Source organism: Microbacterium sp. R1, assembly GCF_015159725.1.
Taxonomy (GTDB): Bacteria; Actinomycetota; Actinomycetes; order Actinomycetales; family Microbacteriaceae; genus Microbacterium; species Microbacterium oxydans.
This window is the reverse complement of sequence record NZ_JADDUD010000001.1, coordinates 1,543,309-1,565,557: the sequence shown is the minus strand read 5'-3', so window position 1 is coordinate 1,565,557 and position 22,249 is coordinate 1,543,309. Positions and strand designations below refer to the sequence as shown.

Here is a 22,249-nt window from a genome sequence, read left to right as displayed (position 1 = left end):
TCATTCCCACGCCGGCATGGATCCGGGAGTAATCTGCTCTGATGACCTCTGAGCAGTCCGTCGAGCCCGAAGCCTCGTCAGAAGAGGAATCCTCACCCGAGACGACTGCGAAGCCCCGCCACGCCGGGTTCGCCTACACCCTGGGGCGGAGCCTCATCACCCCGCTCGCTCGTCTGGTCTATCGGCCGCGGATCGAGGGGCGAGAGAACGTGCCGCTCGAAGGCCCCGTGATTTTCGCGAGCAACCACCTCTCGTTCATCGACTCGATAGCGATCCCGGTGGCCGCGCCCCGCCCCGTGCACTTCCTGGCGAAGTCGGCGTACTTCGAGGGCACCGGCTTCAAGGGCTGGATGAGCAAGACCTTCTTCGAGTCGATCGGCGCGATCCCCGTGCGCCGGGGAGCGGGACAGGCCGCGCTCGATGCCCTCGACCTCCAGCGCCAGCTCCTCGATGAGGGCCTGGCCGTCGCCCTGTACCCCGAGGGCACCCGCTCCACCGACGGTCGTCTGTACAAGGGCCGCACCGGAGTCGCGTTCCTCGCGCTGCAGACGGGCGCTCCGGTGGTCCCGGTCGGACTCATCGGCACCGACAAGGTGATGCCGGTCGGAGCGAAGATGCCGACGCTCAAGGAGCGCATCACGGTGCGCTTCGGCGAGCCGCTCGACCTCTCGCCGCACGGCCCGGCCACCAGCGGGCGCGCTCGGCGCCTCGCGACCGACCAGATCATGGCCGCGATCCACGGCCTCTCCGGCCAGGAGCTCGCGGGTGCGTACAACGAGGCTCCCGCGCAGGGAACCATCGAGAAGATCAAGCAGGCTCTCCCGCACGAGCGTCGCTGACCGTCCCGTCGTCGCGATCGCGGCGCGGCTCAGGAGAGAGCGCTGACCCTCGCCTCGTGACGCACGGGGAAGTTCATCGAGTTCGCGATGAAACACCATTCGTTCGCCTGGGTGTGGGCGCGTTCCGCAGCCTCGATCATCGACTCCTCGGCGACGACGACCTCAGGATGCAGCATCACCTCGACGAACGATCCTCCGCCCGCTCCGTCCTCGCGCATCATTCCTGTCGCCCGGTCGCGATAGGACACCACCACGACGCCGGCCGTGACACACGCGTGGAGGTAAGACAGCAGGTGACACTCGGAGAGCGACGCGAGCAGCAGGTCCTCCGGATTCCAGCGTGACGCGTCGCCGCGGAAGGGCTTGTCCGCGGAGGCGAGGAGATCGGGCTTGCCCTCGATCTCGATCGTCACATCGCGTCGGTAGTCGCGGTATCCCGTTGTCCCGGTACCGGTGTTGCCGGTCCAGGTCGATGTGAGCGCATAGCGGTGTTCGCCGAGAGTGCGAGGACTGGTCTCTGCCATGCGACCAGTCTGTCAGGCTCGTCCGACGCGACGCGAGCAGCCTCGCACGCCGAGCTAGAGTTGACGGGTGCTGGAGACTCTCACCGTTCAGGATTCCGTGGAACTCGCCGTCGTCGAGCGGAGCGGATTCGTCGAATCCCGCCACGCCGGCGCGGCCGTCGTCCTCTCCCCCGACGGAGACATCGTCGCCCGACACGGCAACGCCGACGCCCTGATCCTGCCGCGTTCGAGCCTCAAGCCGCTGCAGGCGATCGCCTGCGTCACGGCGGGCGCCGTCCTCGAGGGCGAACAGCTCGCGCTCTCGACGGCGAGCCATGTCGGCACCGATCGGCATGCGTCCGTGGTGCGCGACATCCTCACAGAGGGCGGGCTGACAGAGGACGACCTGGGTTGCCCCGCGTCGTGGCCGAGCGACTCCTCGACGCGCGATGAGCTCGTGCGCGAGCACGGTGAGCCCACGCGCGTGCGCATGAACTGCTCGGGCAAGCACGCCGCGATGCTCCGCGCCTGTGTCGCGACCGGCTGGCCCACCGACGGCTACCTCGACCCCGCCCACCCGTTGCAGCAGCACATCAGGGACGTCGTCGAGCGCCTCACGGGTGAGAAGATCGCGCACACCGCGATCGACGGGTGCGGCGCGCCCGTACATGCGACGACCCTGACCGGTCTCGCACGCGCGATCCATCGGATCGGAACGGCGTCCGACCGCTCGCCGTTCGCCCTGCATCGCGTCGCCGGTTCCCTGGTTCGCGCTGTACGGGAGAACCCGTGGACGATCGAGGGCCCGGGTCGCCCTGACACGATCGCGACGGAGAAGCTGGGCGTGTTCACGAAGCACGGCGCCGAGGGCGTCATGGTCATGGTCTCCCCGAACGGGACGACGGTGGCTCTGAAGATGCTCGACGGCGCGACTCGTGCCTCGACGATCGTGGCCGCCACCCTCCTGGCGCGCGCGGGCGGTCTGACCGATGCGGATGTGGCCGCCCTCGGCGAGGCTCTCCCCCTCACTGTGCTCGGCGGCGGCGCCGACGTCGGTGCCATCCGCCCTGGCGCGGGCATCTGACCGGGAGCCCCACCTCCGACCTCCCAGAGCTCCTCACGGCGACAGCTCGGCCACGTGCACTCTTCGTGGCAGCTCAGCCCCGATCACGGACCACGCTCGACCCGCATGCGGACGGGCGTACGGGGGCAACTCGCGGGCGCCGATCAACTGGCGGAGATCAGCCGGACGCTCGCAGCGGATGAGGACCTCGCCCAGGGATCGCACCCGTTGCCAGAGTGTCCAGTTCCGCTGCCAAGCCTCCGCATCGCCCACCACGACGCACGGCCGATCCGTCTCCGCCGGCTCCGCCCCCGGTTCCCTCACCTCGCAGTCCGGATGCGCGCGACGCAGACGGGCGATGACCTCCTGAGCCCCGGCGGTGACGATCGCTGTGAGCGCGGACGTCGGCCGCCACACCGCTGCCGTCTGGTCCGCGGGCCGATGGGACTCCGTTTCGTCGGCCCACGCCAGCTGAACCTCCTGATCGCCGATCCTCGCGCGCCCCGGAGCACGATCACGAAGGAATCCGGACGGCTCGCCTCCTGCCGCCAGATGCTCCAGCTTCGTCGACATACGCAGCAGCGCGCGACGCGGCAGGAGATCGAGCATACGTCCCCAGGCGCCGCTCGCCCTGGCCGCGGTCACCACGAAGGTCGTGCCGTGGGCCGTGCGAAGCACCTGCTCCCAGCGCTGGACGAGCTGATGGCCGTACTCCGGCGGCAGGCTCCCCACCAGCACATCGACATCGTCGCAGAGAACCACGGTCGGAGGTCGCCGGCTGCCGTCCGCCCATGCGGAGAGCAGATCCCACGCCTCCTCGGCATCGCCGGACATCCATGAGGTGTCATCGCACTGGGCTGCCACAGTCCTCAGCAGTGTGGTTCGGCCGGAACCGGGCCCGCCCAGAACCGCGATCCCCCGGTCGCGCCCGCATTGCAGGAGAACCGGTGGTTGCGCCTGCCGGTCGGGGTCGTCAGCGCGTCCGATGACCACGGTGTCGGATCCCACGCCGGCCTCGCCGAGGAGCTCGCCGAGTGGGAGCAGCGAGGGCAACGACGGCAGCCAGGGACTGGACGGCTGACCTCCTGCCGCCCATCGCGTCGCCACCTCTCGGAGGTCGGATGCCTCCGTCAGGGCGACCCGCAGAGCGACGGCCTCCTGGTCCGTCGGTCTCCGCACCAGGGCGAGCCCCCGTGATCCCGGGTCCCCGGGGAGCGCTGCTGCAGCCTCGCTGCCGAGCATCAGCCGGCTGTCGGCAGCGTCGCTCACGCGGAGGCTGATGCGAAGGGGGCAGTTCGCCGCCAGGGCATCTCTGACCACACCGGAAGCTCGCTGCGTGCCGAGGATCAGATGCATGCCGAGCGCGCGGCCACGGGCGGCGATATCGGTGAAGACCGCGCCCAGGTCGGCGTGCTCCGCGAGCAGCGCTGCGAACTCGTCGACGACGATCACCAGCCTCGGTATCGAGACCTCCCGCACATCGCGAGCCCCCGCCGCCGCGAGCAGTGCCTCCCGTCGGCGGAGCTCCGCCGTGAGGCTGGAGACGCCACGTCGGGCCCCCTCGTCATCGAGATCCGTGATGACGGCGACGACATGCCGAAGTGCACGCAGCGGCTCGAACGCGGTGCCGCCCTTGAAGTCCGCCAGGACGAAGGTCACCCGGTCCGGCCCGTGTACCGATGCCATCGCGGTGACCCAGCTCACGAGCAGTTCACTCTTCCCCGTCCCCGTCATGCCGGTCACGAGCGCGTGAGGACCGTCGTCGACGATGTCGACCACGATGCTCCCCCGCTCGCCCCGGCCGATCGCTGCCGCCAGCCCTTCGACCTCGTGCGGTTGTTCGAGTTCGTGAAGCGCCACCGAATCGGGAGGCGCGCTTGCCTCGTCACCCCGGTGCGCGATCTCGCTGGACAGCACTTCGGCCTGCCTCGACGAGAGGAACTCGACGGCGACGGCTGTCGTCCCGCTCGCCGTACGCAGCGTTGCGAGACCCGGCTCCACGATGTCGATCACCGTCGTGACACCCTCCGGCACCTCCTCACCGGGAGCGGCTGTGCAGATCAGCGCGTCCGCGTCCGGTCTCTCCCCGGCGCAGGGCCCGACCCCCAGCCGGAACGCCCTGCGACGAGTCCGTCTCGCATGGGGCAGGCCGCCGAGTCCCCAGCCGACGAGATCGACCTCGAGGAGGTCGACGCCACCTGTCGGAACGAGCGAGAACTGCGCGGACCCGAAGCGTAGACACAGCTGCAGGATCAGAGCTCGCGCGGCGGCGGCCGTCAGCGGACCCGCTCCTCTGAGACAGATCCCTCCCCCCAAAGGCACGACGACGGGCGAGGCGTCGATGACACGGCATCGTTCGCGGAAGGCTCGTCCGCGCTCATCTTCGCCCCCGGTGCAACGGACCTCGCTCGCTGTCGGGCCCGAGCCGACGACGACCCAGGTCTCCTCATCGACGGGTTGCGTTCCTCGAAGCGGGGATCGCACGATGCAGGTCGCGGTGTCAGGGCGGCGCTGCCACAGCGCCCTGCGCTCCTCGCTGTGGCGGCGGACCAGCTCGGCCTCCGCCGTGGCCCACCCCTCCTCGATCTTCTGCTCTCCGCGTCGCCGCTCCCGACGCCGGAGGCGAGCCGCGTCCACCAGCGATGCCCCGATCATCAGGGGCCCCAGTGCCGCGAAGCACAGAGCCAGGAGCGAGCCCGAGATCGACCACAGCACCACGCCGGCGGCGATCGGCACGATAGCGGCCAGGAACGGCACAGGAGCGCGGTGATGTGGTGCCTGCGCGGACGGCAAGGCGATCGGGAGGGAATCCATGCCCTCGAGTCGATCGCATCGCAGGCCGTGGTCGAGCAGTCTCCACAGCCTCAGGACACTATTGAGCGGTGTCCTCGATCGGGGAGGAGGAGTCGTCCTCAGACGTTACCTGGACGATGATGAGCGTCACGTTGTCGCGACCGCCGTTCTCCAGGGCCGCCGCGAGCATCGCATCGACGGCCGCCCCCGGGTCGTCGTGCTCGCGGAGGAAGTGCTGGATCCCGTAGTCGGTGAGCTCCTTGGTGAGCCCGTCGGAGCAGACGACGAACCGGTCACCGGGTCGCACGTCGATGGAGACGTAGTCCGGCGCCGTGAGTTCGCTCGCTCCCACCGCGCGGGTGATGACGTTGCTGTAGGGGTGCCCTTCGGCTTCCTCCGGGCTGAGCTTGCCTGCCGTGATCAGTTCCTGCACGACCGAGTGATCCGTCGTGATCTGCACCAGCTTGTCGTCCCGAAGGAGGTAGACGCGGGAATCGCCGATGTTCAAGGCGATCCACTGGGCCTCGTCGCCCTCGGTATCGAGGTAGACGCCCGTGAGCGTGGTGCCCGTGCCCTCGTCGGTGGTCTCGGGGTGGTCGGCGATGTCGCCGACAGCCAGCTCGAGTGCGCTCTCGATCGACGGGCGATCGACCTTCCCCGACGAGACGATGGCCTGGAGGCGCGACACCGTGCTCTGACTCGCGATCTCGCCACCGGCATGGCCGCCCATGCCGTCTGCGACGATGAACAGCGGATAGTCGGCCAAGAAGGCGTCCTGGTTCGTCTCGCGACGGCGCCCCTGATCGGTGATACCGGACCAGGAGAGCAGCAGCGTGCGCTGCGCAACCGTGATCCGTTGCGTCTTCGTCTCAGCCACGTGCTGCCTCCGATGGGCCTGCGGCGGGTCGGACGGTCGCAGGATACTCACAACACATCGTAGTAGAAGTCACGTACACCGCGATCACGCTCGTGCGTCCGGAGCCGCCGACGAAGGCAGCGAGCCCGCGAGAACTGAGCCGAGAAGCAAGATGTGACCGGGGGTGCCTGCGCGGTACGGGGACGAAAGCATATCGTCCACGTTAGCGGGCGCTGCGGGTGGAGAACCAGCCGGAACAGCACAGAGCCCCCGACAGGAGTCGAGGGCTCTGTGCCAGACGATGCCATCTCGTCAGATGATCACGCCGGCGGCTGTGTGGGATCCGTGGGCGGAGTGGTGGGCGAAGCCGGCGGTGCGGCGGGCGGAGCCGTCGGGGGCGCAGGCGGCGTGGTCGGTGCCGCGGGCGGAGCCGACGGTGCCGCGGGCGGAGGGGTCGGTGCCGCGGGCGGGGTGGCCGGAGGGACCGGTGCGCCGGTTGCCGGTGCAGCAGGCGGCGCGTAACCGGGCTGTGCAGGCGGCGCGTAACCGGGCTGCGCCGGCGGGGCGTAGCCCTGCGGGCCGGGCTGAGCGTAGCCCTGGGGCGAACCGTAACCAGCGTTGGGAGCTGCAGCCGATGCCTGAGCGGGGATGCCGTCCCAGACCGTCCGGTCTCCGAGCAGGCCGTTCGCTGCCCAGGACGCGGGCTGGATGGCCGGGTTCCACCGCGACTTGTCGAAGGCGTTGATACCGAGCCACACCGGCGGCAGGAAGAAGTAGAGCACGACCCAGACGGCGTCCTTCTGCAACTTCAGACCGACGCGCCATGCGGCGATCAGGTCGATGACGCGACCGGCGATGCCGACGAGCGGGAGGATCAGGAACCAGCCGAGGAACGGGATGATCGCCCCGACGATGCCGGCGCCCATGAGGTACAGGACGAGCCAGGGGCTCAGATCACCGAGCTTGTAGAAGATCATGGTGCTGTAGACCGGCACCCAGGCGCGCCACTTGCCCTGCACGCCTGCCTTCTCGAAGATCTTCATGTAGAACCACGAGTAGAGCGCGTAGATGGCGAGTGGCAGGATCGTGTAGACCAGGATCAACGCGACGACCGCGCCGCCTGACAGGCCGTCATAGCCGTAGTAGTCGTTCATGGTTCCCTCCAGAAGTTCATGATGGGTCATCATGCGCTGAACACACTAGCGCTTCCCGGGGTTTCCGCGCATGTCCCTTACGCCGTCGGGCGCGTTCGGGGGAATCTCTCCCGCGGAACGCGATCGCCCACGGTGAGCCGGTCACTCCTCGACGACCAGCTCCCAGACACCGTCGCCCTCACCGTCCCGGAAGACCAGCCCCCGACTGTCCGCCCACGCACGGAAGCCCCGAGCGGACGTGACGCGCGGTCGCTCCTCGGCGATCGCACGCACGAGCAAGCCCTTGGACTTCTTGTTGAAGTGATTGAGGGCTCTCCCCTGTTCCGTCACGACACGGACGTACGCAGAAGCGACCGAATCGGGCACGGGGCCCAACGCGGCATAGGCCTCGCTCCGCAGGTCGAGGATGAACGTGGGTGCGGATTCCGCCACAGCAGCGGATGTCGCGGTGGCCCAGTGGCGTCGAAGGGCAGGAAGCCCGGGAACCGACGTCCCCGCCGCGAGCCGGTACATGGGCACCTGATCCAGAGCACCGACAGGACCGAAGGGCGCACTGTGGATCAAGACATGCTCGCCGAGCCATCTGCGGGAGGCTGATGACAAGGATCGGGGATCGAGAGCATCGAACAGCACCCCCGTATAGCGATCGATCGCCGGCATCGTGGGCGCTGAGCGCAGCATCCGATTGTGCGCGATGTCGCCGCTCTGACGCTCACTCAACTTGAGCACCCGACGCGCAGTCTCCTCATCGGAGGCGAGCTCGATCAGCGCATCGATGACGGCAGTGCGATGCGCCGACAGAGACGGCAGCACGAGCGACTCGAGATCGAGTGGCGAACCGTCGCCACCCTCACGCTTGGTCTCGGACGGCGGGAGCAGGATCTTCATGAAACCTCGGTGGATACAGACGCGTCCGCCTCGGGACCCTTGAGGGTGCCGAGGCGGACGCGTGGAACAGATGCTGCTAGGCGATGAGAGCCGCGTTGCCGGCGACGATCGTCAGGGTGTCGCCCTCCATGGAGAGGAACCCGTCCTGAGCGTTGGCCAGCACCTTGGTGCCATCCGACTGGGTGATGCGAACCTGGCCCTCGGCGAGGATGGCCAGCACCGGCTCGTGGCCGGACATGAAGCCGATCTCACCCTCGACGGTCTTGGCGACCACGAGGCTCGCCTCTCCCGTCCAGACCTCCGCATCAGCGGAGACGAGGCTGACATGCAGCGCCATGGTCAGCCGTTCTCCTTCTGGATCTTCGCCCACTGCTCTTCCACGTCGGAGATGCCACCGACGTTGAAGAAGGCCTGCTCGGCCACGTGGTCGAAGTCACCGCGGGTGATCGCGTCGAACGACTCGATGGTCTCCTTCAGCGGGACGGTCGAACCCTCGACGCCCGTGAACTTCTTGGCCATGTAGGTGTTCTGCGAGAGGAACTGCTGGATGCGGCGCGCACGCGACACGACGATCTTGTCTTCCTCGGAGAGCTCGTCGACACCGAGGATGGCGATGATCTCCTGCAGCTCCTTGTTCTTCTGGAGGATCTGCTTGACGGTCGTCGCGACGCGGTAGTGGTCCTCGCCCAAGTAGCGGGGGTCCATGATGCGCGACGTCGAGGTCAGCGGGTCGATGGCCGGGTACAGACCCTTCGAGGCGATCTCACGAGAGAGCTCGGTCGTCGCGTCGAGGTGGGCGAACGTGGTCGCCGGAGCCGGGTCGGTGTAGTCATCGGCGGGCACGTAGATCGCCTGCAGCGAGGTGATCGAGTGGCCGCGCGTCGAGGTGATGCGCTCCTGGAGCACACCCATCTCGTCGGCGAGGTTCGGCTGGTAACCCACGGCGGAGGGCATGCGGCCCAGCAGCGTGGAGACCTCGGAACCGGCCTGCGTGAAGCGGAAGATGTTGTCGATGAAGAGCAGCACGTCCTGCTTCTGCACGTCACGGAAGTACTCCGCCATCGTCAGAGCCGACAGGGCGACGCGCAGACGCGTCCCCGGCGGCTCGTCCATCTGGCCGAAGACGAGGGCGGTCTTGTCGAAGACACCCGCTTCTTCCATCTCGTGGATCAGGTCGTTGCCCTCACGGGTACGCTCACCGACACCGGCGAACACCGACACACCACCGTGGTCCTGCGCGACGCGCTGGATCATCTCCTGGATCAGGACGGTCTTGCCGACACCGGCACCACCGAACAGACCGATCTTTCCACCCAGCACGTACGGGGTCAGGAGGTCGATCGACTTGATGCCGGTCTCGAACATCTGAGTCTTGGACTCGAGCTGGTCGAAGTTCGGCGCCTTGCGGTGGATGGGCCAGCGCTCGGTGACCTCGATCGTCTCACCGGGCTCGAGGTTCAGCACCTCGCCGATGACGTTGAACACCTTGCCCTTGGTGACGTCGCCGACGGGGACCGAGATGGCCTCGCCGGTGTCGCTGACTTCCTGGCCGCGGACGATGCCGTCGGTGGGGTTCAGCGCGATGGCGCGGACGAGGTCGTCGCCCAGGTGCTGAGCGACCTCGAGAGTGATCTCGGTGGACTCTTCGCCCATCGCGATGGTGGTCTTCAGCGCGTTGTAGATGTCGGGGATCGAGTCGTGCGGGAACTCGATGTCGACAACCGGACCGTTGACGCGTGCGACGCGCCCGACGACCGCGGTCGCCGGCTGGTCAGCCGGAGCGGTGAGGGTCATTTTCGTCTCTTTCCTGATGGTCTATTTGCTCGCGAGAGCGTCGGCCCCGCCGACGATCTCGGCGATCTGCTGCGTGATCTCCGCCTGACGCGCATTGTTGCGCAGACGGGTGTAGTCGGTGATGAGCTTGTCGGCGTTGTCGCTGGCCGACTTCATCGCCTTCTGCGTCGCTGCCTGCTTGGCGGCGGACGACTGCAGGAGAGCGTTGAAGACGCGGCTCTGGATGTACACCGGCAGGATCGCGTCGAGAACAGTCTCGGCGTCCGGCTCGAACTCGTACAGCGGGTAAACGGTGTTACCGGCTTCCGACTCATCGGCTTCCGTGATCTCCAGCGGGAGCAGACGCACGGACTCCGGCGACTGCGTCATCATGCTGACGAAACGGTTGTACACGAGGTGGATCTCATCGACGCCGCCGTCCTGTCCTCCACGGGAGAACGCTTCGAGCAGTGTCGCCGAGATCTCCTCGGCGGTGTGGAACGACGGGGTGTCCGTGTCGCCGGTCCACTCCGCGGCCGCAGCGATCCGTCGGAACTGGAAGTATCCGACGGCCTTGCGGCCGATGAGGTAGAACACCGGCTCCTTGCCCTGCTCGCGCATGAGCTCTGCCACCTCGAGACCCTCACGGAGGATCTGCGAGTTGAAGGCTCCGGCGAGACCGCGGTCCGAGGAGAAGATCACGACCGCGGAGCGGGTGATGTTCTCGGACTCGCGGGTCAGCGGGTGATCCACGTTCGAGTGCGTCGCGACGGCCGACACGGCCCTCGTCACGGCTCGCGCGAAGGGGGTGGACGCCTTGACGCGTGCCATCGCCTTCTGGATGCGCGAAGCCGCGATGAGTTCCATCGCCTTCGTGATCTTCTTGGTCGTCTGAGCAGAAGAGATCTTCTGCTTGTAGACCCGGAGTTGAGCGCCCATATCTCAGTACCTCACGCGATTACGCGCGACGACCCTTGACGATCTTCTCCTGGTTGACGTCCTCAGCCTCGGCTGCGGCGTGCTCCTCGTGACCGGGGGCGCCGATCGCGTGGCCCTTGCCACCCTGGAACTCCAGGACGAAGGCGTCCGTCTGCTTCTCGAGCTCTGCGACCGTGGCGTCATCGAGGACGTTGGTCTCACGCAGCGTGTCGAGAACCTTGGTGTTGCGACGCAGGTAGTCGAGCAGTTCGCGCTCGAACCGGAGCACGTCCTCGACCTCGACCGTGTCGAGCTTGCCGTTCGTTCCGGCCCAGATCGAGACGACCTGCTCCTCGACGGGGTACGGCGAGTACTGCGGCTGCTTGAGCAGCTCGGTCAGACGCGCACCGCGGGACAGCTGACGACGCGAAGCCGCGTCGAGGTCGGATGCGAACATCGCGAACGCCTCGAGGGAGCGGTACTGCGCGAGCTCCAGCTTCAACGTTCCTGAGACCTTCTTGATCGACTTCACCTGCGCGTCGCCACCGACTCGCGACACCGAGATACCCACGTCGACCGCCGGACGCTGGTTGGCGTTGAAGAGGTCGGACTGCAGGAAGATCTGGCCGTCGGTGATCGAGATCACGTTGGTCGGGATGTACGCGGAGACGTCGTTCGCCTTGGTCTCGATGATCGGGAGTCCCGTCATGGAACCGGCGCCCAGCTCATCGGACAGCTTCGCGCAACGCTCCAGCAGACGGGAGTGCAGGTAGAAGACGTCACCGGGGTATGCCTCGCGGCCCGGCGGACGACGCAGGAGGAGCGACACGGCACGGTAGGCCTCAGCCTGCTTCGACAGGTCGTCGAAGATGATGAGGACGTGCTTGCCGCCGTACATCCAGTGCTGGCCGATGGCTGAACCGGTGTACGGAGCCAGGTACTTGAAGCCGGCAGGGTCGGACGCGGGAGCGGCCACGATCGTGGTGTACTCCAGAGCGCCGGCCTCTTCGAGCGCGCCCTTCACCGAGGCGATGGTCGAGCCCTTCTGGCCGATCGCGACGTAGATGCAACGGACCTGCTTGTTGACGTCGCCGGACTCCCAGTTGGCCTTCTGGTTGATGATCGTGTCGATCGCGATGGCGGTCTTGCCGGTCTGGCGGTCACCGATGATCAGCTGACGCTGACCACGGCCGACCGGGATCATCGCGTCGATCGCCTTGATTCCGGTCTGCATCGGCTCGTGCACCGACTTGCGCTGCATGACGCCGGGCGCCTGGAGCTCGAGAGCGCGGACGCTCTCGGTCTCGATCGCGCCGAGTCCGTCGATCGGGTTGCCGAGCGGGTCGACCACGCGGCCGAGGTAACCGTCACCGACGGGGACCGAGAGGACCTCACCCGTGCGGGTTACCTCCTGGCCGGCCTCGATGCCGGTGAACTCGCCGAGGACGACGACACCGATCTCGTGCTCGTTCAGGCTCTGCGCGAGACCCTTGGTGCCGTCGGCGAAGACGACGAGCTCGTTCGCCATGACGCCGGGCAGTCCCTCGACGTGAGCGATGCCGTCCGCAGCGTCGACGACGGTGCCGACCTCGGTCGCACCGGCCGCGGTGGGCTCGTATGCGGCGGCGAAGTCCTTCAGCGCGTCACGGATGACGTCGGGGCTGATCGATAGTTCTGCCATTGTCTTCCCTTTGTATCTGGGTGCGCGGTTCCCCGCGCGAAGTCGTGTTAGCCCGCGAGCTTCTGGCGAAGGTCGGCGAGTCGTGCGGAGATGCTGCCGTCGATGACGTCATCGGCGATCTGCACACGCAGACCTCCGACCACGGCAGGGTCGATGACGACGTTGAGCGATACCTGACCGTCGTAACGACGCGAGAGCGACTCGCTCAGACGGTCACGCTGCGCGTCACTGAGGGCGGTGGCGGTGTGTACGGTGGCGACGACGCGGCCGTGCTGGTTCGAGACGATGTTCATCGCCCTGTCCAGCAGACGACGAACGCGGCGCTCACGCGGCTGGCGTACCAGCGACGTGATGACCAGAGTCGCTGCGGTGCTGGTGGAGCCTTCGGCCAGGAGACGCTCGACGAGCGTGCTCTTGGCGTCTTCTCCCCCGACGCGGCTTCCCAGAGCGAGTTCCAGCTCGGGGTTGGCTGCGATCACCCGGGAGAACCCGAAGAGCTCGCCCTCGATGTCCGTGTCCGGCTCGGCGACCGCTGCGGCGCGGATCGCGAGCTCCTCGATACCGTCGACGAGCTCATCCGCGTTGGACCAGCGTTCTGCGACCACGGTCGACAGAACGTCCTTGGCGCCTGCGGAGAACCCGCCGAACACCGCGGCGACGACATTCTGTCGTGCCACGGCGGGAGCGGAAGGATCAGCAAGCGCGCCGCTCAGCTGGGACGAGTCGCTCACGGCCCGGGCGGCGGCGAACAGCTCCCGCGCCGTGTCGAGAGTGATGTCCTTCGCTGCGGCAAGCGTCTTGATGGATGCCGCGAGTGCCTGAGTGGTCGCGCTGCCCATTACTGAGCCGCCTTCTCGGATGCCTCGAGCTCGGCGAGGAAGCGATCGACGACAGCGGTCGCGCGTGCGTCGTCGGAGAGCGTCTCGCCGACCACGCCACCGGCGAGGTCGAGGGCGAGCGATCCGACCTCGCTGCGGAGCGAGACGAGAGCGGTCTGACGCTCCGCCTCGATCTGCGTGTGCGCGGTGGCGGTGATGCGTGCGGCCTCGGTGGTCGCGGCGTCCTTCGCCTCGGCGACGATCTTCTTGCCGTCCTCACGGGCGGCCTCGCGGATCTCGCCGGCCTCGGTGCGCGCCTCAGCGAGCTGACGCGTGTACTCCTCGAGTGCCGCCTCCGCCTGCTTCTGCGCCTCGTCGGCCTTGGCGATGTTGCCCTCGATCGCGGCGGACCGCTCATCGAGCATCTTCGTCAGCTTGGGAAGGGCGACCTTCCACACGACGATCAAGATGATGAGGAACCACAGACCCGACCAGATGATGTCGTACCACGCGGGGATCAGCGGGTTGTTCGCCGCCTCACCCTCAGCCGCGAGGTTCGTGACAAGAGCGTTCAGCATCCTGTCTCCTTCAGAAGTCGGTTCGGATTACGGGAAGGGGATGAATCCGACGGCGATGCCGACGAATGCAAGCGCCTCGGTGAAGGCGATACCGATCCACATGAGGACCTGGAGACGGCCGGCCAGCTCGGGCTGACGAGCGACGCCCTCGATGGTCTTGCCGACGACGATACCCACGCCGATGGCCGGGCCGATGGCAGCGAGGCCGTAGCCGATCACCGCGAGGTTGCCGTTGATTTCAGCGAGAACCGTAGTTGCGTCCACGGGGTTTTTCCTTTCGTTGGGTGGGAAGGCTGATGCCTGCCCGCTCAGTGTCTAGTGGGCTTAGTGCTCTTCTGCGACCGCGAGCTGGATGTAGACCGCGGTGAGGACGGTGAAGACGTACGCCTGGAGGACGGCGACCAGAATCTCGAAGAGAGTGAAGGCGCCGCCGAAGGCGAGGGTTCCGACACCGAGCGCGGCCCAGCCGCCGCCTGCGGTGAAGAAGAAGAACTGGGTCGCTGCGAAGCAGAGGACCAGGATCATGTGGCCGACCACGAGGTTCATCAGCAGTCGCAGGGTGAGCGTCACCGGGCGGATGATGAAGGTCGAGATGAGCTCGATCGGGGTGACGATGAAGTACACCGGCCACGGGACACCGGCGGGGAAGAGCGAGTTCTTGAAGAAGTTCTTCGGGCTCTTCTTGATGCCGGCGTAGATGAACGTGACATAGCTGACCACGGCGAGCGTGAGCGGCACCGCGATGATGGCCGTTCCCGGCATGTTCAGGAACGGGATGATGCCGGTGATGTTCATGAACAGCGTCATGAAGAAGATCGTCATCAGGATCGGGAGGAACCGATCGCCGTCCTTGCGGCCGAGCAGGTCGTGGGCGATGCCGCCGCGCACGAAGCCCATGCCCATCTCCACCAGGCTCTGGAACCGGCCGGGGACGACCTTCATGCGGCGGGTGCCGAGCCAGAGGATGAGGACCACGGCGATCACGGAGAGCAACTGGATCAGGTGGATCCGGTTCACCGGGATGGGGCCTACGTTGAAGAGGATCTCCGGAAAGAACTCATCGATCGAAGGGCCGTGGAACTCGCCGTCGGTGGCAAGTCGGGGGGTCAGGGTCGCAGCGATATTAAACAGCGCGGGCTCCAGCTTCGGGGCACCGGTCAGAACCGGGGCGACGATGGTCGGTGTGCTTCACAGCGCAAGCGCTCGCGGGCGAGCGGCGGGCACGTCTCAACACTATCAGAATCTGAGGGTCCCCTAAGACCGCCGGCCGTCCTCGACGGGGCCGCCGTCGATGTGATTGGCGTTGCCGGGGGCGCGATCTTCGGGAACCTCGGTCGGCAGCGTGGTGTCGCTGACGTGCGGCAGACGCATCTGCGTGAGCACCACGACGTCGATGACGAGCGACATCAGCACACCGGCCACGATCGAGAGGAAGAACACCATCGGCTGCAGCCAGGGCTGACCGGCGAGCAGGATCATCACCACGACGAAGACGCCCAGCTTGAGCAGCCAGCCGCCGAGCACGATCGCGAAGAACAGCTGCACGTAGAGCGGGTCTCCGAACCAGCGATTCGCGATGAGGATGCTGAGGCCGGTGATGCCGAGGAACACGGCCGCCAGCACGACGCCGAGCAGACCGCTGATGAGACCCTCGCCCTGGGCGACGAGGAAACCGACGCCGCCTGCGACGATCGCGAGCACGACGGTGGCGATCGCCGACCAGATCAGGGTCCGACGCAGGATCGGGGTGCTGGAAACGGGGCTCGGGCTCATCAGGACTCCACGGGTGTCGGATCGGGTTCGGCATCCGCAGCACTGCGGCGGGTGGGGCTCAAGGTGACGACGAGGCAGGCGGCGATGCCCAGGACGCCGAAGCCGACGCCGGGCAGGTACTGGCCTGGCCAGTCCTCCCGTGCGCCCACGTACATCATCAGGACCGCCAGGGAGACGACAGCCGTCCAGGCGTAGAAGATCAGCACGGCGTCGCGGTCCCGGTGGCCGAGATCGAGCATGCGGTGATGCAGGTGCTTGCGGTCGGGCGAGAAGGGCGAGCGTCCCGCGCTCATCCGCCGGAGCACCGCGAGGCCGAAGTCCAGCAGCGGCAGCAGCACCACGAGCAACGGGAGCAGGATCGGCAGGAACGCACCGACCAGCTGCGACCGGCCGAGACGCTCGGGGTCGAGGGCCGACGGGTCCATCTGGCCGGTGATCGCGATCGCGGACGTGGCCATGAGGAGGCCGATCACCAGTGCTCCCGAGTCGCCCATGAAGATCTTGGCCGGGCTCCAGTTCAAGGGCAGGAACCCGAGGCACGCACCGATGAGGACCGCCGCAAGGAACGTGGAGAGGTTGAAGTAGCTGGAGGCCCCGGAGTCGCGCGTGAAGATGTACGAGTAGGCGAAGAAGACGCCGTTGGAGATCAGGCACACACCGGCCACGAGGCCGTCGAGGCCGTCGATGAAGTTCACCGCGTTCATCACGATGACGATCGCGAACATCGTGATGGTGATGCTCAGCCAGCTGGACACGACGATGAGGTCGCCGAACGGCAGCGAGAGGATCTGCAGTCCGCCGCCGACCGTGATGACGCCGGCGGCGAGGAACTGCGCGCCCAGCTTGATCATCCAGTCGATGTCCCAGAGGTCGTCGACCACGCCGATGATCGCGATCAGAAGCGAGGCGCCGAGGATCGACCACATCGTCTGCGGGGGGATCCAGATGCTCTGGAAGAAGGGGTTCATCGCAGAGAAGCCGAAGGCCGCGGCGATGGCGAGGAAGATCGCGACGCCGCCCAGCCGGGGCTTGGGCGTGGTGTGCACGTCACGGTCGCGGATGGCGGGGTAGAGCTTGAACCGGAGGCTCACCTTCAACACCGCCCAGGTCAGCGCGAACGTGATCAGGGCGGTGAGGATGATCGTGAAGAGATACTGCTTCACGAATCCCCGTCCTGCTCCTGCGGGTGGTCGTGCCCGGTGTGCGCGTGCTCGGCGTGCTCCTGCCCGTCGTCCTCGGGCTCGAGCAGATCGCCGAGCACCTCATGCAGCTGCTCGCGCGTGACCGCGCCGTCACGGAGGATCCGCACCACGCCCTGGTCGGAGTCGGCGCCTCGACGCACCAGCGACGTCGCATCGACGATGGTGGACGCGATGCCGTCCTTGCTCAGTCCGTCCGCGAGGTACACCGCGACGCTGTCGCCGAGCATCTTCTCAGCGTCGTACGCGGAGATGGCAGCCGACTCCCCTGTGAGGTTCGCGCTGGAGACCGCCAGTGGTCCCGTCTCCGCGAGCAGTTCGAGGGCGACGCGGCCCTCCGGCATGCGCACCGCGACCGTGCCGAGGGTCTCCCCCAGGTCCCACACCAGCGACGGCTGGGCCGGCAGCACGATCGTGAGTCCCCCGGGCCAGAACGCCTCGACCAGACGCTCCACGGGCTCGGGAACCGACTCCGCGAGGGCGGCGAGGGTCTCCTTGGTGCCGATGAGAACGGGCGGCGGCTGGTCGCGGCCGCGCCCCTTCGCGTCGAGGAGCCTCTGCACCGCGGCCGGGGAGAAGGCATCGGCGGCGACACCGTACACCGTGTCTGTGGGGATGACGATGAGGTCGCCTCGGCCGATCGCCTGGCGCGCATTGCGCATGCCGGCGAGAAGCTGCGACTCGTCGCTGCAGTCGAAGATGGTTGACATGACGGTTCGATTCTATGCGGCGCGGCCGATGAGCACGCTCGGAGGTTGCTGATCAGGGGCGGAGCGCGGTCGTGGCGCGATCCCGCAGCGTCAGGTCGCGATGCGTCGCCGCCGCACGCCAGCCGTCGACGGTGAGGATCTCCCTGATCGATTCGCCCTGCAGCTCGCCGTGCTCGATGACGAGAAGCCCGCCGGGGCGCAGCAGACCGAGCGCGCGTCCGCTGAGCACGCGAACGATGTCGAGACCGTCCTCTCCGCCGTACAGCGCCATGTCCGGGTCGAAGAGTCGCACCTCCGGGTCGCGAGGTACGGCCGCGTCAGGGACGTACGGCGGGTTCGAGATGACCACGGACGCCGTGCCGTCGAGCTCGGGGAACGCGTCTCGCAGATCGGAGAGGACCAGCGTCAGGTTCTCCACTCCCTCCACGTTGCGAGTCGCCCACGCGTGGGCGTCTTCGGACAGCTCGGCGGCGAAGATCCGGGCGTGCGGGACCTCCGTGGCCATCGCGAGGGCGATGGCCCCGCTTCCGGTGCCGAGGTCGATGCCGATCGGGGCGGGTTCCGCGGAGTTCACCAGCGCGTCGATCGCGTATTGCGCGACGGTCTCGGTCTCCGGACGCGGCACGAAGACGCCGGGGCCGACGGCGAGTTCGAGGTGACGGAAGGGAGCGGTCCCGGTGATGTGCTGGAGGGGCTCGCGTGCGGCTCGACGGGCGACGACCGAGTCCAGCGCCACCGCATCGGCATCGTCGACACGGTCGCCGCGGACGATGGCGGCCTGCACCTCGCCGCGCCGCCTGCCGAGGACGTGCCCGGCGAGGAGCTCGGCATCGACCAGAGGATCGGGGACGCCGACGTCGGTCAGACGCTGGGCCGCCGCGCGGACGACCGCAGCAAGAGAGTTGTCGGACATGACTTCCAGCGTAGGGTGCGGGCGACCGTCACAAAGCCTCACCCATAGACCCCCTCCCCTAGGCTGGTCCCGCAGCGACCCCCGCACAGGAAGGCTCACCATGCCCGGCATCCACTCCGACATCACGACCGCTTTCGGCAACACCCCGCTCGTCCGGCTGAACCGGGTGACCGAGGGTCTCGGTGCGACCGTCCTCGCCAAGCTCGAGTACTACAACCCCGCCTCGAGCGTGAAGGATCGCATCGGCATCGCCATGATCAATGCCGCCGAGGCGTCGGGTGAGCTGCAGCCTGGCGGCACGATCGTGGAATCGACGAGCGGCAACACCGGTATCGCCCTCGCCATGGTCGGCGCGGCGCGCGGGTACCGTGTCATCCTCACGATGCCGGCCTCCATGTCGAAGGAGCGCCGCGTGCTGCTGAAGGCGTTCGGGGCACAGATCGTGCTCACCGACCCCACCAAGGGCATGAGCGGCGCGATCGAGGAGACCAAGCGCATCGTCGCGGAGACCCCTGGCGCGATCTGGATCCGCCAGTTCGAGAACGCCGCCAACCCGCAGATCCACCGCGAGACCACGGCGCAGGAGATCCTCCGCGACACGGACGGCGCCGTCGACATCCTGGTGGCAGGCGTCGGCACCGGAGGGACCGTCACCGGAACCGGACAGGCTCTCAAAGCCGCGAAGCCGGGCGTCCAGGTGATCGCCGTCGAGCCCAAGGACTCCCCCGTGCTGACCGAGGGACACCCCGGGCCGCACAAGATCCAGGGCATCGGCCCGAACTTCGTCCCGGACGTGCTCGACCGCGAGGTGCTGGACGAGATCCTCACCGCGGAGTTCGACGAGTCGATCCGCGTCGCCCGCGAGCTCGCCGCGAAGGAAGGTCTGCTCGTCGGCATGTCTTCCGGCGCAGCCGTCGCCGCCGCGCTGAAGGTGGCCGCCCGCCCCGAGAACGCCGGCAAGACGATCGTGGTCGTGATCCCGGACACCGGTGAGCGTTACCTGTCCACCGCACTGTTCGAGGATCTGCGCGAAGACTGAGGCCGTCGATGGGAATCATCGGGCGGATGCGCGAGGACATCGCCGCAGCTCGCCTCCGGGACCCGGCCGCGCGCAGCGCCGTCGAGGTCGCACTGCTGTACCCCGGGCTGCACGCGATCTGGGCGCACCGCGTATCCCACGCGCTCTGGCGGCGCCGGCTGCGTCTGCTCGCGCGAGCCGGGTCACAGGTCTCACGCTGGCTCACCGGGATCGAGATCCATCCCGGTGCACGCATCGGTCGCCGGTTCTTCATCGACCACGGGATGGGTGTCGTGATCGGCGAGACCGCCGTCGTGGGCGATGACGTGATGCTCTATCACGGTGTCACGCTCGGAGGACGCACACGCACCTCGGGCAAGCGGCATCCCACCCTCGAGAACGGCGTCGCCGTCGGAGCGGGGGCCAAGATCCTCGGACCCGTCACGATCGGCGCGGGGTCAGTGGTCGGCGCGAACGCGGTCGTGACCCGAGACGCCCCGGCGGACAGCATCCTCGTCGGCATTCCGGCGAAACCGCGTCACCGCACGGCCGGTGAGGACACCAGAGCGCTCCTCACCGCCCCGGACCACTACGCGATCTGACTCGCGTGCGCTAGCGGCGTTCTCCCTTGACCGACTCGACCTTCTTGCGGAGGAAGATCAGCGGGAGCAGCACACTTCCGAGGGCCGTGATCAACCACACGATGACCGAACCCAGCAACCATCCGGTGAGGTCGGTGATGCGCAGACCACCGATCGGGAGCAGCACGACGATGATCAGCGAGATGAGCGTCGACACGATGCCGATGCCGCCCATGAGCACGGGTGCGTAGCGATTGGCGATCTTCATGACCCACGGCGAGAGCACGCTCTGCAGGATCGCGAAGATCAGGATGCAGATGACGAATCCCCACCACTTGTCCCACTCGATCTCGAAGCCGTCGAGCAGCAGGTCGGCGGCGATCAGGCCGAGGCCGGCGGACACCAGGTAGAGCAGGCCGCGGAAGAGGAATGTGATCACGGGCTGAGCATAGCGCCCCGGCTCCAGGAGAGCGGGGAGTGCGCTGTCCGCACTCCCCGCCGTCCGGTCACTGGGCCACGAAGAACGGGACCGCTCCGCTCAGGATGCCGACGCCGAGCATCACGAGCGAGACGATGGTCGCGCGCCACAGGACCTTGCGGTGGTGATCGCCCAGGTTCACGCTCGCGAGGGACACGAGCAGCAGGATCGCAGGCACGAGCGGACTCTGCAGGTGCACGGGCTGACCGGTGATCGACGCCCTCGCCATCTCCACGGGATCGATGCCGAAGTTGGCAGCGCTCTGGGCGAGCACCGGGAGGATGCCGAAGTAGAACGCGTCGTTCGACATGAAGAACGTGAACGGGATCGACAGGAGTCCGGTGATCGGTGCGAGGAACGGGCCGAGAGCAGGAGGAAGCACGTTCGTGATCCACGCGGCCATCGCGTCGACCATTCCGGTGCCGGTGAGCACGCCCACCAGGACACCGGCCGCGATCACCATGGAGACGACGCCCACGATGCTCGGTGCGTGCGCGACGATCTCGGAGGCCTGCTCCTTGATGCCCCGGAAGTTGATGACGAGGGCGAGCCCGGCCCCCACCATGAACACGTACGGCAGCGGCAGGATATCGAGCACCAGCAGCACCATCACCGCGAGTGTGAGGGCGAGGTTGAACCAGATGAGCTTCGGTCGGAGCGTGGGGCGGGCGGGGTCCAGCATCGTGTCCGCCATGGCGGTGTCCGCGGGATCGACGCTCGCAGCGGAGACCGGAGCATGGCCGCCGGCGACGACCACGAGGTTGCCGGTACGCAGCGACGCGCGCGCTCCGGGCTTCGGCTCCGCACCGCGGAAGATCTTCGGCACGGTCGACAGCGATCCGCCGTCGGCACCGACGAGCAGGCCCTCCGAGTCCAGGCGCCCGAGGCGGCGACGCTCCTGCAGTCCGAGGATCCACGCGAACCCGAGAGTCACGACGATACCGGCGCCGAGCGCGGGCAGCATCGGCACGAAGATGTCTGTCGGCTGCACTCCGAGCGCTGTCGCGGCGCGCACGGTCGGCCCGCCCCAGGGAACGATGTTCAGCGTGCCGTTCATGAGGCCGGCGACGCACGTCAGCACCACGGGGCTCATCCCGAGCCGGAGGTAGATGGGGAGCATCGCCGACGTCGTGATGATGAAGGTCGTTGAACCGTCGCCGTCCAGGGAGACCGCGCCGGCGAGGATCGCGGTTCCGAGCACCACCTTCGCCGGGTCGTCTCCGAGCAGCCGCGTGATGAGGCGGATGAGTGGATCGAACAGCCCCACGTCGATCATGATGCCGAAGAACATGATCGCGAACATCAGCAGCGCCGCGGTCGGCGCCATCTTGCCGATCGAATCGAGGATCATGTCGCCGAGGCCGAGACCTGCGCCGGCGAAGAGCCCGAACGCGGTCGGAACCAGGATCAGCGCCACCATGGGAGTGAGACGCTTGGTCATGATGAGCGTCATGAACGCGAGGACCATCGTGAACCCCAGCAGCACGAGCACCCACTCCGGCGGCACGAACGCCACATCGTAGGTCGGCGCCTCTTCGGCGGCCGCGAACAGACCGGTGAGTGCGTCTGGCATGCGTTGACTCCTTCGTCGTGTCTCCGTCTGCGTCGACGGATCCCGACGAGAATAGGCAATCCGCGCGCCGAGGGAGCGGTATGTCGCATTCCCTGTCGTTGTGCGCGTAGCGTGGGTTCTGCGCATATTGCGCGAGCGCA

The 22,249-nt window shown here is 67.5% G+C and carries 23 protein-coding genes; 4 read left to right on the top strand and 19 right to left on the bottom strand.

Translation table 11 applies throughout. The annotated features are described in order from the left end of the window. The first annotated feature begins 41 nt into the window (after positions 1–41). Positions 42–839 (top strand): 1-acyl-sn-glycerol-3-phosphate acyltransferase, encoded by a 798-nt coding sequence (locus ILP86_RS07730; protein ID WP_046748251.1) that lies wholly within the window; start codon positions 42–44, stop codon positions 837–839. Positions 840–868: 29 nt separating this feature from the next. Here the strand turns inward: ILP86_RS07730 and ILP86_RS07725 are convergent, their stop codons facing one another. Next, entirely contained in the window at positions 869–1,363 is a 495-nt protein-coding gene (locus tag ILP86_RS07725) for an OsmC family protein (protein WP_058631286.1), read from the bottom strand. A 67-nt stretch (positions 1,364–1,430) separates the two neighbouring features. Here ILP86_RS07725 and ILP86_RS07720 point away from each other — a divergent pair, with 67 nt between their 5' ends. Next, positions 1,431–2,426: an asparaginase gene (locus ILP86_RS07720; protein WP_061016581.1), complete on the top strand. Its 996-nt coding sequence runs from the start codon at positions 1,431–1,433 to the stop codon at positions 2,424–2,426. A 33-nt stretch (positions 2,427–2,459) separates the two neighbouring features. Here ILP86_RS07720 and ILP86_RS07715 read toward each other — a convergent pair whose 3' ends face one another. The 16 genes from ILP86_RS07715 to prmC all read right to left on the bottom strand — a co-directional run bounded on the left by ILP86_RS07715 (position 2,460) and on the right by prmC (position 18,459). Further along, positions 2,460–5,219, bottom strand: a complete 2,760-nt coding sequence (locus ILP86_RS07715; RefSeq protein ID WP_193761720.1) for an FtsK/SpoIIIE domain-containing protein — start codon at positions 5,217–5,219, stop codon at positions 2,460–2,462. A 58-nt stretch (positions 5,220–5,277) separates the two neighbouring features. Beyond that, entirely contained in the window at positions 5,278–6,075 is a 798-nt protein-coding gene (locus ILP86_RS07710; RefSeq protein WP_046748247.1) for a PP2C family serine/threonine-protein phosphatase, read from the bottom strand. Positions 6,076–6,374: 299 nt separating this feature from the next. After that, positions 6,375–7,208, bottom strand: a complete 834-nt coding sequence (locus tag ILP86_RS07705) for a DUF5684 domain-containing protein (protein WP_179515943.1) — start codon at positions 7,206–7,208, stop codon at positions 6,375–6,377. A gap of 141 nt (positions 7,209–7,349) precedes the next feature. Continuing rightward, a complete protein-coding gene (locus tag ILP86_RS07700) occupies positions 7,350–8,096 on the bottom strand; it encodes a YaaA family protein (RefSeq protein ID WP_193761719.1) in 747 nt (248 codons plus the stop codon). A 76-nt stretch (positions 8,097–8,172) separates the two neighbouring features. Then, positions 8,173–8,433: a F0F1 ATP synthase subunit epsilon gene (locus ILP86_RS07695; RefSeq protein WP_046748245.1), complete on the bottom strand. Its 261-nt coding sequence runs from the start codon at positions 8,431–8,433 to the stop codon at positions 8,173–8,175. A gap of 2 nt (positions 8,434–8,435) precedes the next feature. Further along, positions 8,436–9,890 carry a F0F1 ATP synthase subunit beta gene (gene atpD / locus ILP86_RS07690; RefSeq protein ID WP_058631290.1) on the bottom strand — a complete coding sequence of 485 codons (1,455 nt, stop codon included), beginning with the start codon at positions 9,888–9,890 and terminating at the stop codon, positions 8,436–8,438. Between the two features lie 21 nt (positions 9,891–9,911). After that, entirely contained in the window at positions 9,912–10,808 is an 897-nt protein-coding gene (locus tag ILP86_RS07685; protein ID WP_046748243.1) for a F0F1 ATP synthase subunit gamma, read from the bottom strand. Between the two features lie 19 nt (positions 10,809–10,827). Further along, positions 10,828–12,468, bottom strand: a complete 1,641-nt coding sequence (gene atpA / locus ILP86_RS07680) for a F0F1 ATP synthase subunit alpha (protein ID WP_046748242.1) — start codon at positions 12,466–12,468, stop codon at positions 10,828–10,830. Positions 12,469–12,515: 47 nt separating this feature from the next. Then, positions 12,516–13,307, bottom strand: a complete 792-nt coding sequence (locus ILP86_RS07675) for a F0F1 ATP synthase subunit delta (RefSeq protein WP_193761718.1) — start codon at positions 13,305–13,307, stop codon at positions 12,516–12,518. Further along, the gene (locus ILP86_RS07670) at positions 13,307–13,864 is read right to left on the bottom strand and encodes a F0F1 ATP synthase subunit B (protein WP_058631293.1); all 558 of its coding nucleotides are present in this window, start codon (positions 13,862–13,864) and stop codon (positions 13,307–13,309) included. Before ILP86_RS07670 ends, ILP86_RS07675 begins: the two co-directional genes overlap by 1 nt. Positions 13,865–13,891: 27 nt before the next feature. After that, positions 13,892–14,128 carry an ATP synthase F0 subunit C gene (atpE, locus tag ILP86_RS07665; protein WP_028502887.1) on the bottom strand — a complete coding sequence of 79 codons (237 nt, stop codon included), beginning with the start codon at positions 14,126–14,128 and terminating at the stop codon, positions 13,892–13,894. Positions 14,129–14,188: 60 nt separating this feature from the next. After that, positions 14,189–14,986 (bottom strand): F0F1 ATP synthase subunit A, encoded by a 798-nt coding sequence (gene atpB, locus ILP86_RS07660; protein WP_371861862.1) that lies wholly within the window; start codon positions 14,984–14,986, stop codon positions 14,189–14,191. Between the two features lie 132 nt (positions 14,987–15,118). After that, complete coding sequence (locus tag ILP86_RS07655) at positions 15,119–15,637, bottom strand: hypothetical protein (RefSeq protein WP_193761717.1); 519 nt, start codon at positions 15,635–15,637, stop codon at positions 15,119–15,121. Then, entirely contained in the window at positions 15,637–16,800 is a 1,164-nt protein-coding gene (locus tag ILP86_RS07650; protein ID WP_046748237.1) for an MraY family glycosyltransferase, read from the bottom strand. Before ILP86_RS07650 ends, ILP86_RS07655 begins: the two co-directional genes overlap by 1 nt. Further along, positions 16,797–17,546 carry an L-threonylcarbamoyladenylate synthase gene (locus tag ILP86_RS07645; RefSeq protein ID WP_058631295.1) on the bottom strand — a complete coding sequence of 250 codons (750 nt, stop codon included), beginning with the start codon at positions 17,544–17,546 and terminating at the stop codon, positions 16,797–16,799. Before ILP86_RS07645 ends, ILP86_RS07650 begins: the two co-directional genes overlap by 4 nt. A 52-nt stretch (positions 17,547–17,598) precedes the next feature. Further along, the gene (prmC, locus tag ILP86_RS07640; RefSeq protein ID WP_193761716.1) at positions 17,599–18,459 is read right to left on the bottom strand and encodes a peptide chain release factor N(5)-glutamine methyltransferase; all 861 of its coding nucleotides are present in this window, start codon (positions 18,457–18,459) and stop codon (positions 17,599–17,601) included. A gap of 100 nt (positions 18,460–18,559) precedes the next feature. Here prmC and cysK point away from each other — a divergent pair, with 100 nt between their 5' ends. Beyond that, on the top strand, positions 18,560–19,498 hold the full coding sequence (gene cysK / locus ILP86_RS07635) for a cysteine synthase A (RefSeq protein WP_058631297.1): 939 nt from the start codon (positions 18,560–18,562) through the stop codon (positions 19,496–19,498). Positions 19,499–19,506: 8 nt separating this feature from the next. Beyond that, positions 19,507–20,079 (top strand): serine O-acetyltransferase EpsC, encoded by a 573-nt coding sequence (epsC, locus tag ILP86_RS07630; protein ID WP_193761715.1) that lies wholly within the window; start codon positions 19,507–19,509, stop codon positions 20,077–20,079. Positions 20,080–20,089: 10 nt separating this feature from the next. On the opposite strand, the gene ILP86_RS07625 is transcribed toward epsC, so the two are convergent. Then, a complete protein-coding gene (locus ILP86_RS07625; RefSeq protein ID WP_046748232.1) occupies positions 20,090–20,497 on the bottom strand; it encodes a phage holin family protein in 408 nt (135 codons plus the stop codon). A gap of 67 nt (positions 20,498–20,564) precedes the next feature. Then, on the bottom strand, positions 20,565–22,109 hold the full coding sequence (locus ILP86_RS07620; RefSeq protein ID WP_061015178.1) for a CitMHS family transporter: 1,545 nt from the start codon (positions 22,107–22,109) through the stop codon (positions 20,565–20,567). Between the last annotated feature and the right edge of the window lie 140 nt (positions 22,110–22,249).

Excerpts from the sequence above, each read along its gene's own strand:
- ILP86_RS07700 (WP_193761719.1), bottom strand. The coding sequence starts at position 8,096 with ATGAAGATCCTGCTCCCGCCGTCCGAGACCAAGCGTGAGGGTGGCGAC.
- ILP86_RS07730 (WP_046748251.1), top strand. The coding sequence starts at position 42 with ATGACCTCTGAGCAGTCCGTCGAGCCCGAAGCCTCGTCAGAAGAGGAA.
- atpA (WP_046748242.1), bottom strand. The coding sequence starts at position 12,468 with ATGGCAGAACTATCGATCAGCCCCGACGTCATCCGTGACGCGCTGAAG.
- ILP86_RS07675 (WP_193761718.1), bottom strand. The coding sequence starts at position 13,307 with ATGGGCAGCGCGACCACTCAGGCACTCGCGGCATCCATCAAGACGCTT.
- ILP86_RS07670 (WP_058631293.1), bottom strand. The coding sequence starts at position 13,864 with ATGCTGAACGCTCTTGTCACGAACCTCGCGGCTGAGGGTGAGGCGGCG.
- ILP86_RS07645 (WP_058631295.1), bottom strand. The coding sequence starts at position 17,546 with ATGTCAACCATCTTCGACTGCAGCGACGAGTCGCAGCTTCTCGCCGGC.
- atpD (WP_058631290.1), bottom strand. The coding sequence starts at position 9,890 with ATGACCCTCACCGCTCCGGCTGACCAGCCGGCGACCGCGGTCGTCGGG.
- epsC (WP_193761715.1), top strand. The coding sequence starts at position 19,507 with ATGGGAATCATCGGGCGGATGCGCGAGGACATCGCCGCAGCTCGCCTC.
- ILP86_RS07685 (WP_046748243.1), bottom strand. The coding sequence starts at position 10,808 with ATGGGCGCTCAACTCCGGGTCTACAAGCAGAAGATCTCTTCTGCTCAG.
- cysK (WP_058631297.1), top strand. The coding sequence starts at position 18,560 with ATGCCCGGCATCCACTCCGACATCACGACCGCTTTCGGCAACACCCCG.
- prmC (WP_193761716.1), bottom strand. The coding sequence starts at position 18,459 with ATGTCCGACAACTCTCTTGCTGCGGTCGTCCGCGCGGCGGCCCAGCGT.
- ILP86_RS07705 (WP_179515943.1), bottom strand. The coding sequence starts at position 7,208 with ATGAACGACTACTACGGCTATGACGGCCTGTCAGGCGGCGCGGTCGTC.
- ILP86_RS07695 (WP_046748245.1), bottom strand. The coding sequence starts at position 8,433 with ATGGCGCTGCATGTCAGCCTCGTCTCCGCTGATGCGGAGGTCTGGACG.
- ILP86_RS07655 (WP_193761717.1), bottom strand. The coding sequence starts at position 15,637 with ATGAGCCCGAGCCCCGTTTCCAGCACCCCGATCCTGCGTCGGACCCTG.
- ILP86_RS07715 (WP_193761720.1), bottom strand. The coding sequence starts at position 5,219 with ATGGATTCCCTCCCGATCGCCTTGCCGTCCGCGCAGGCACCACATCAC.
- ILP86_RS07725 (WP_058631286.1), bottom strand. The coding sequence starts at position 1,363 with ATGGCAGAGACCAGTCCTCGCACTCTCGGCGAACACCGCTATGCGCTC.
- ILP86_RS07620 (WP_061015178.1), bottom strand. The coding sequence starts at position 22,109 with ATGCCAGACGCACTCACCGGTCTGTTCGCGGCCGCCGAAGAGGCGCCG.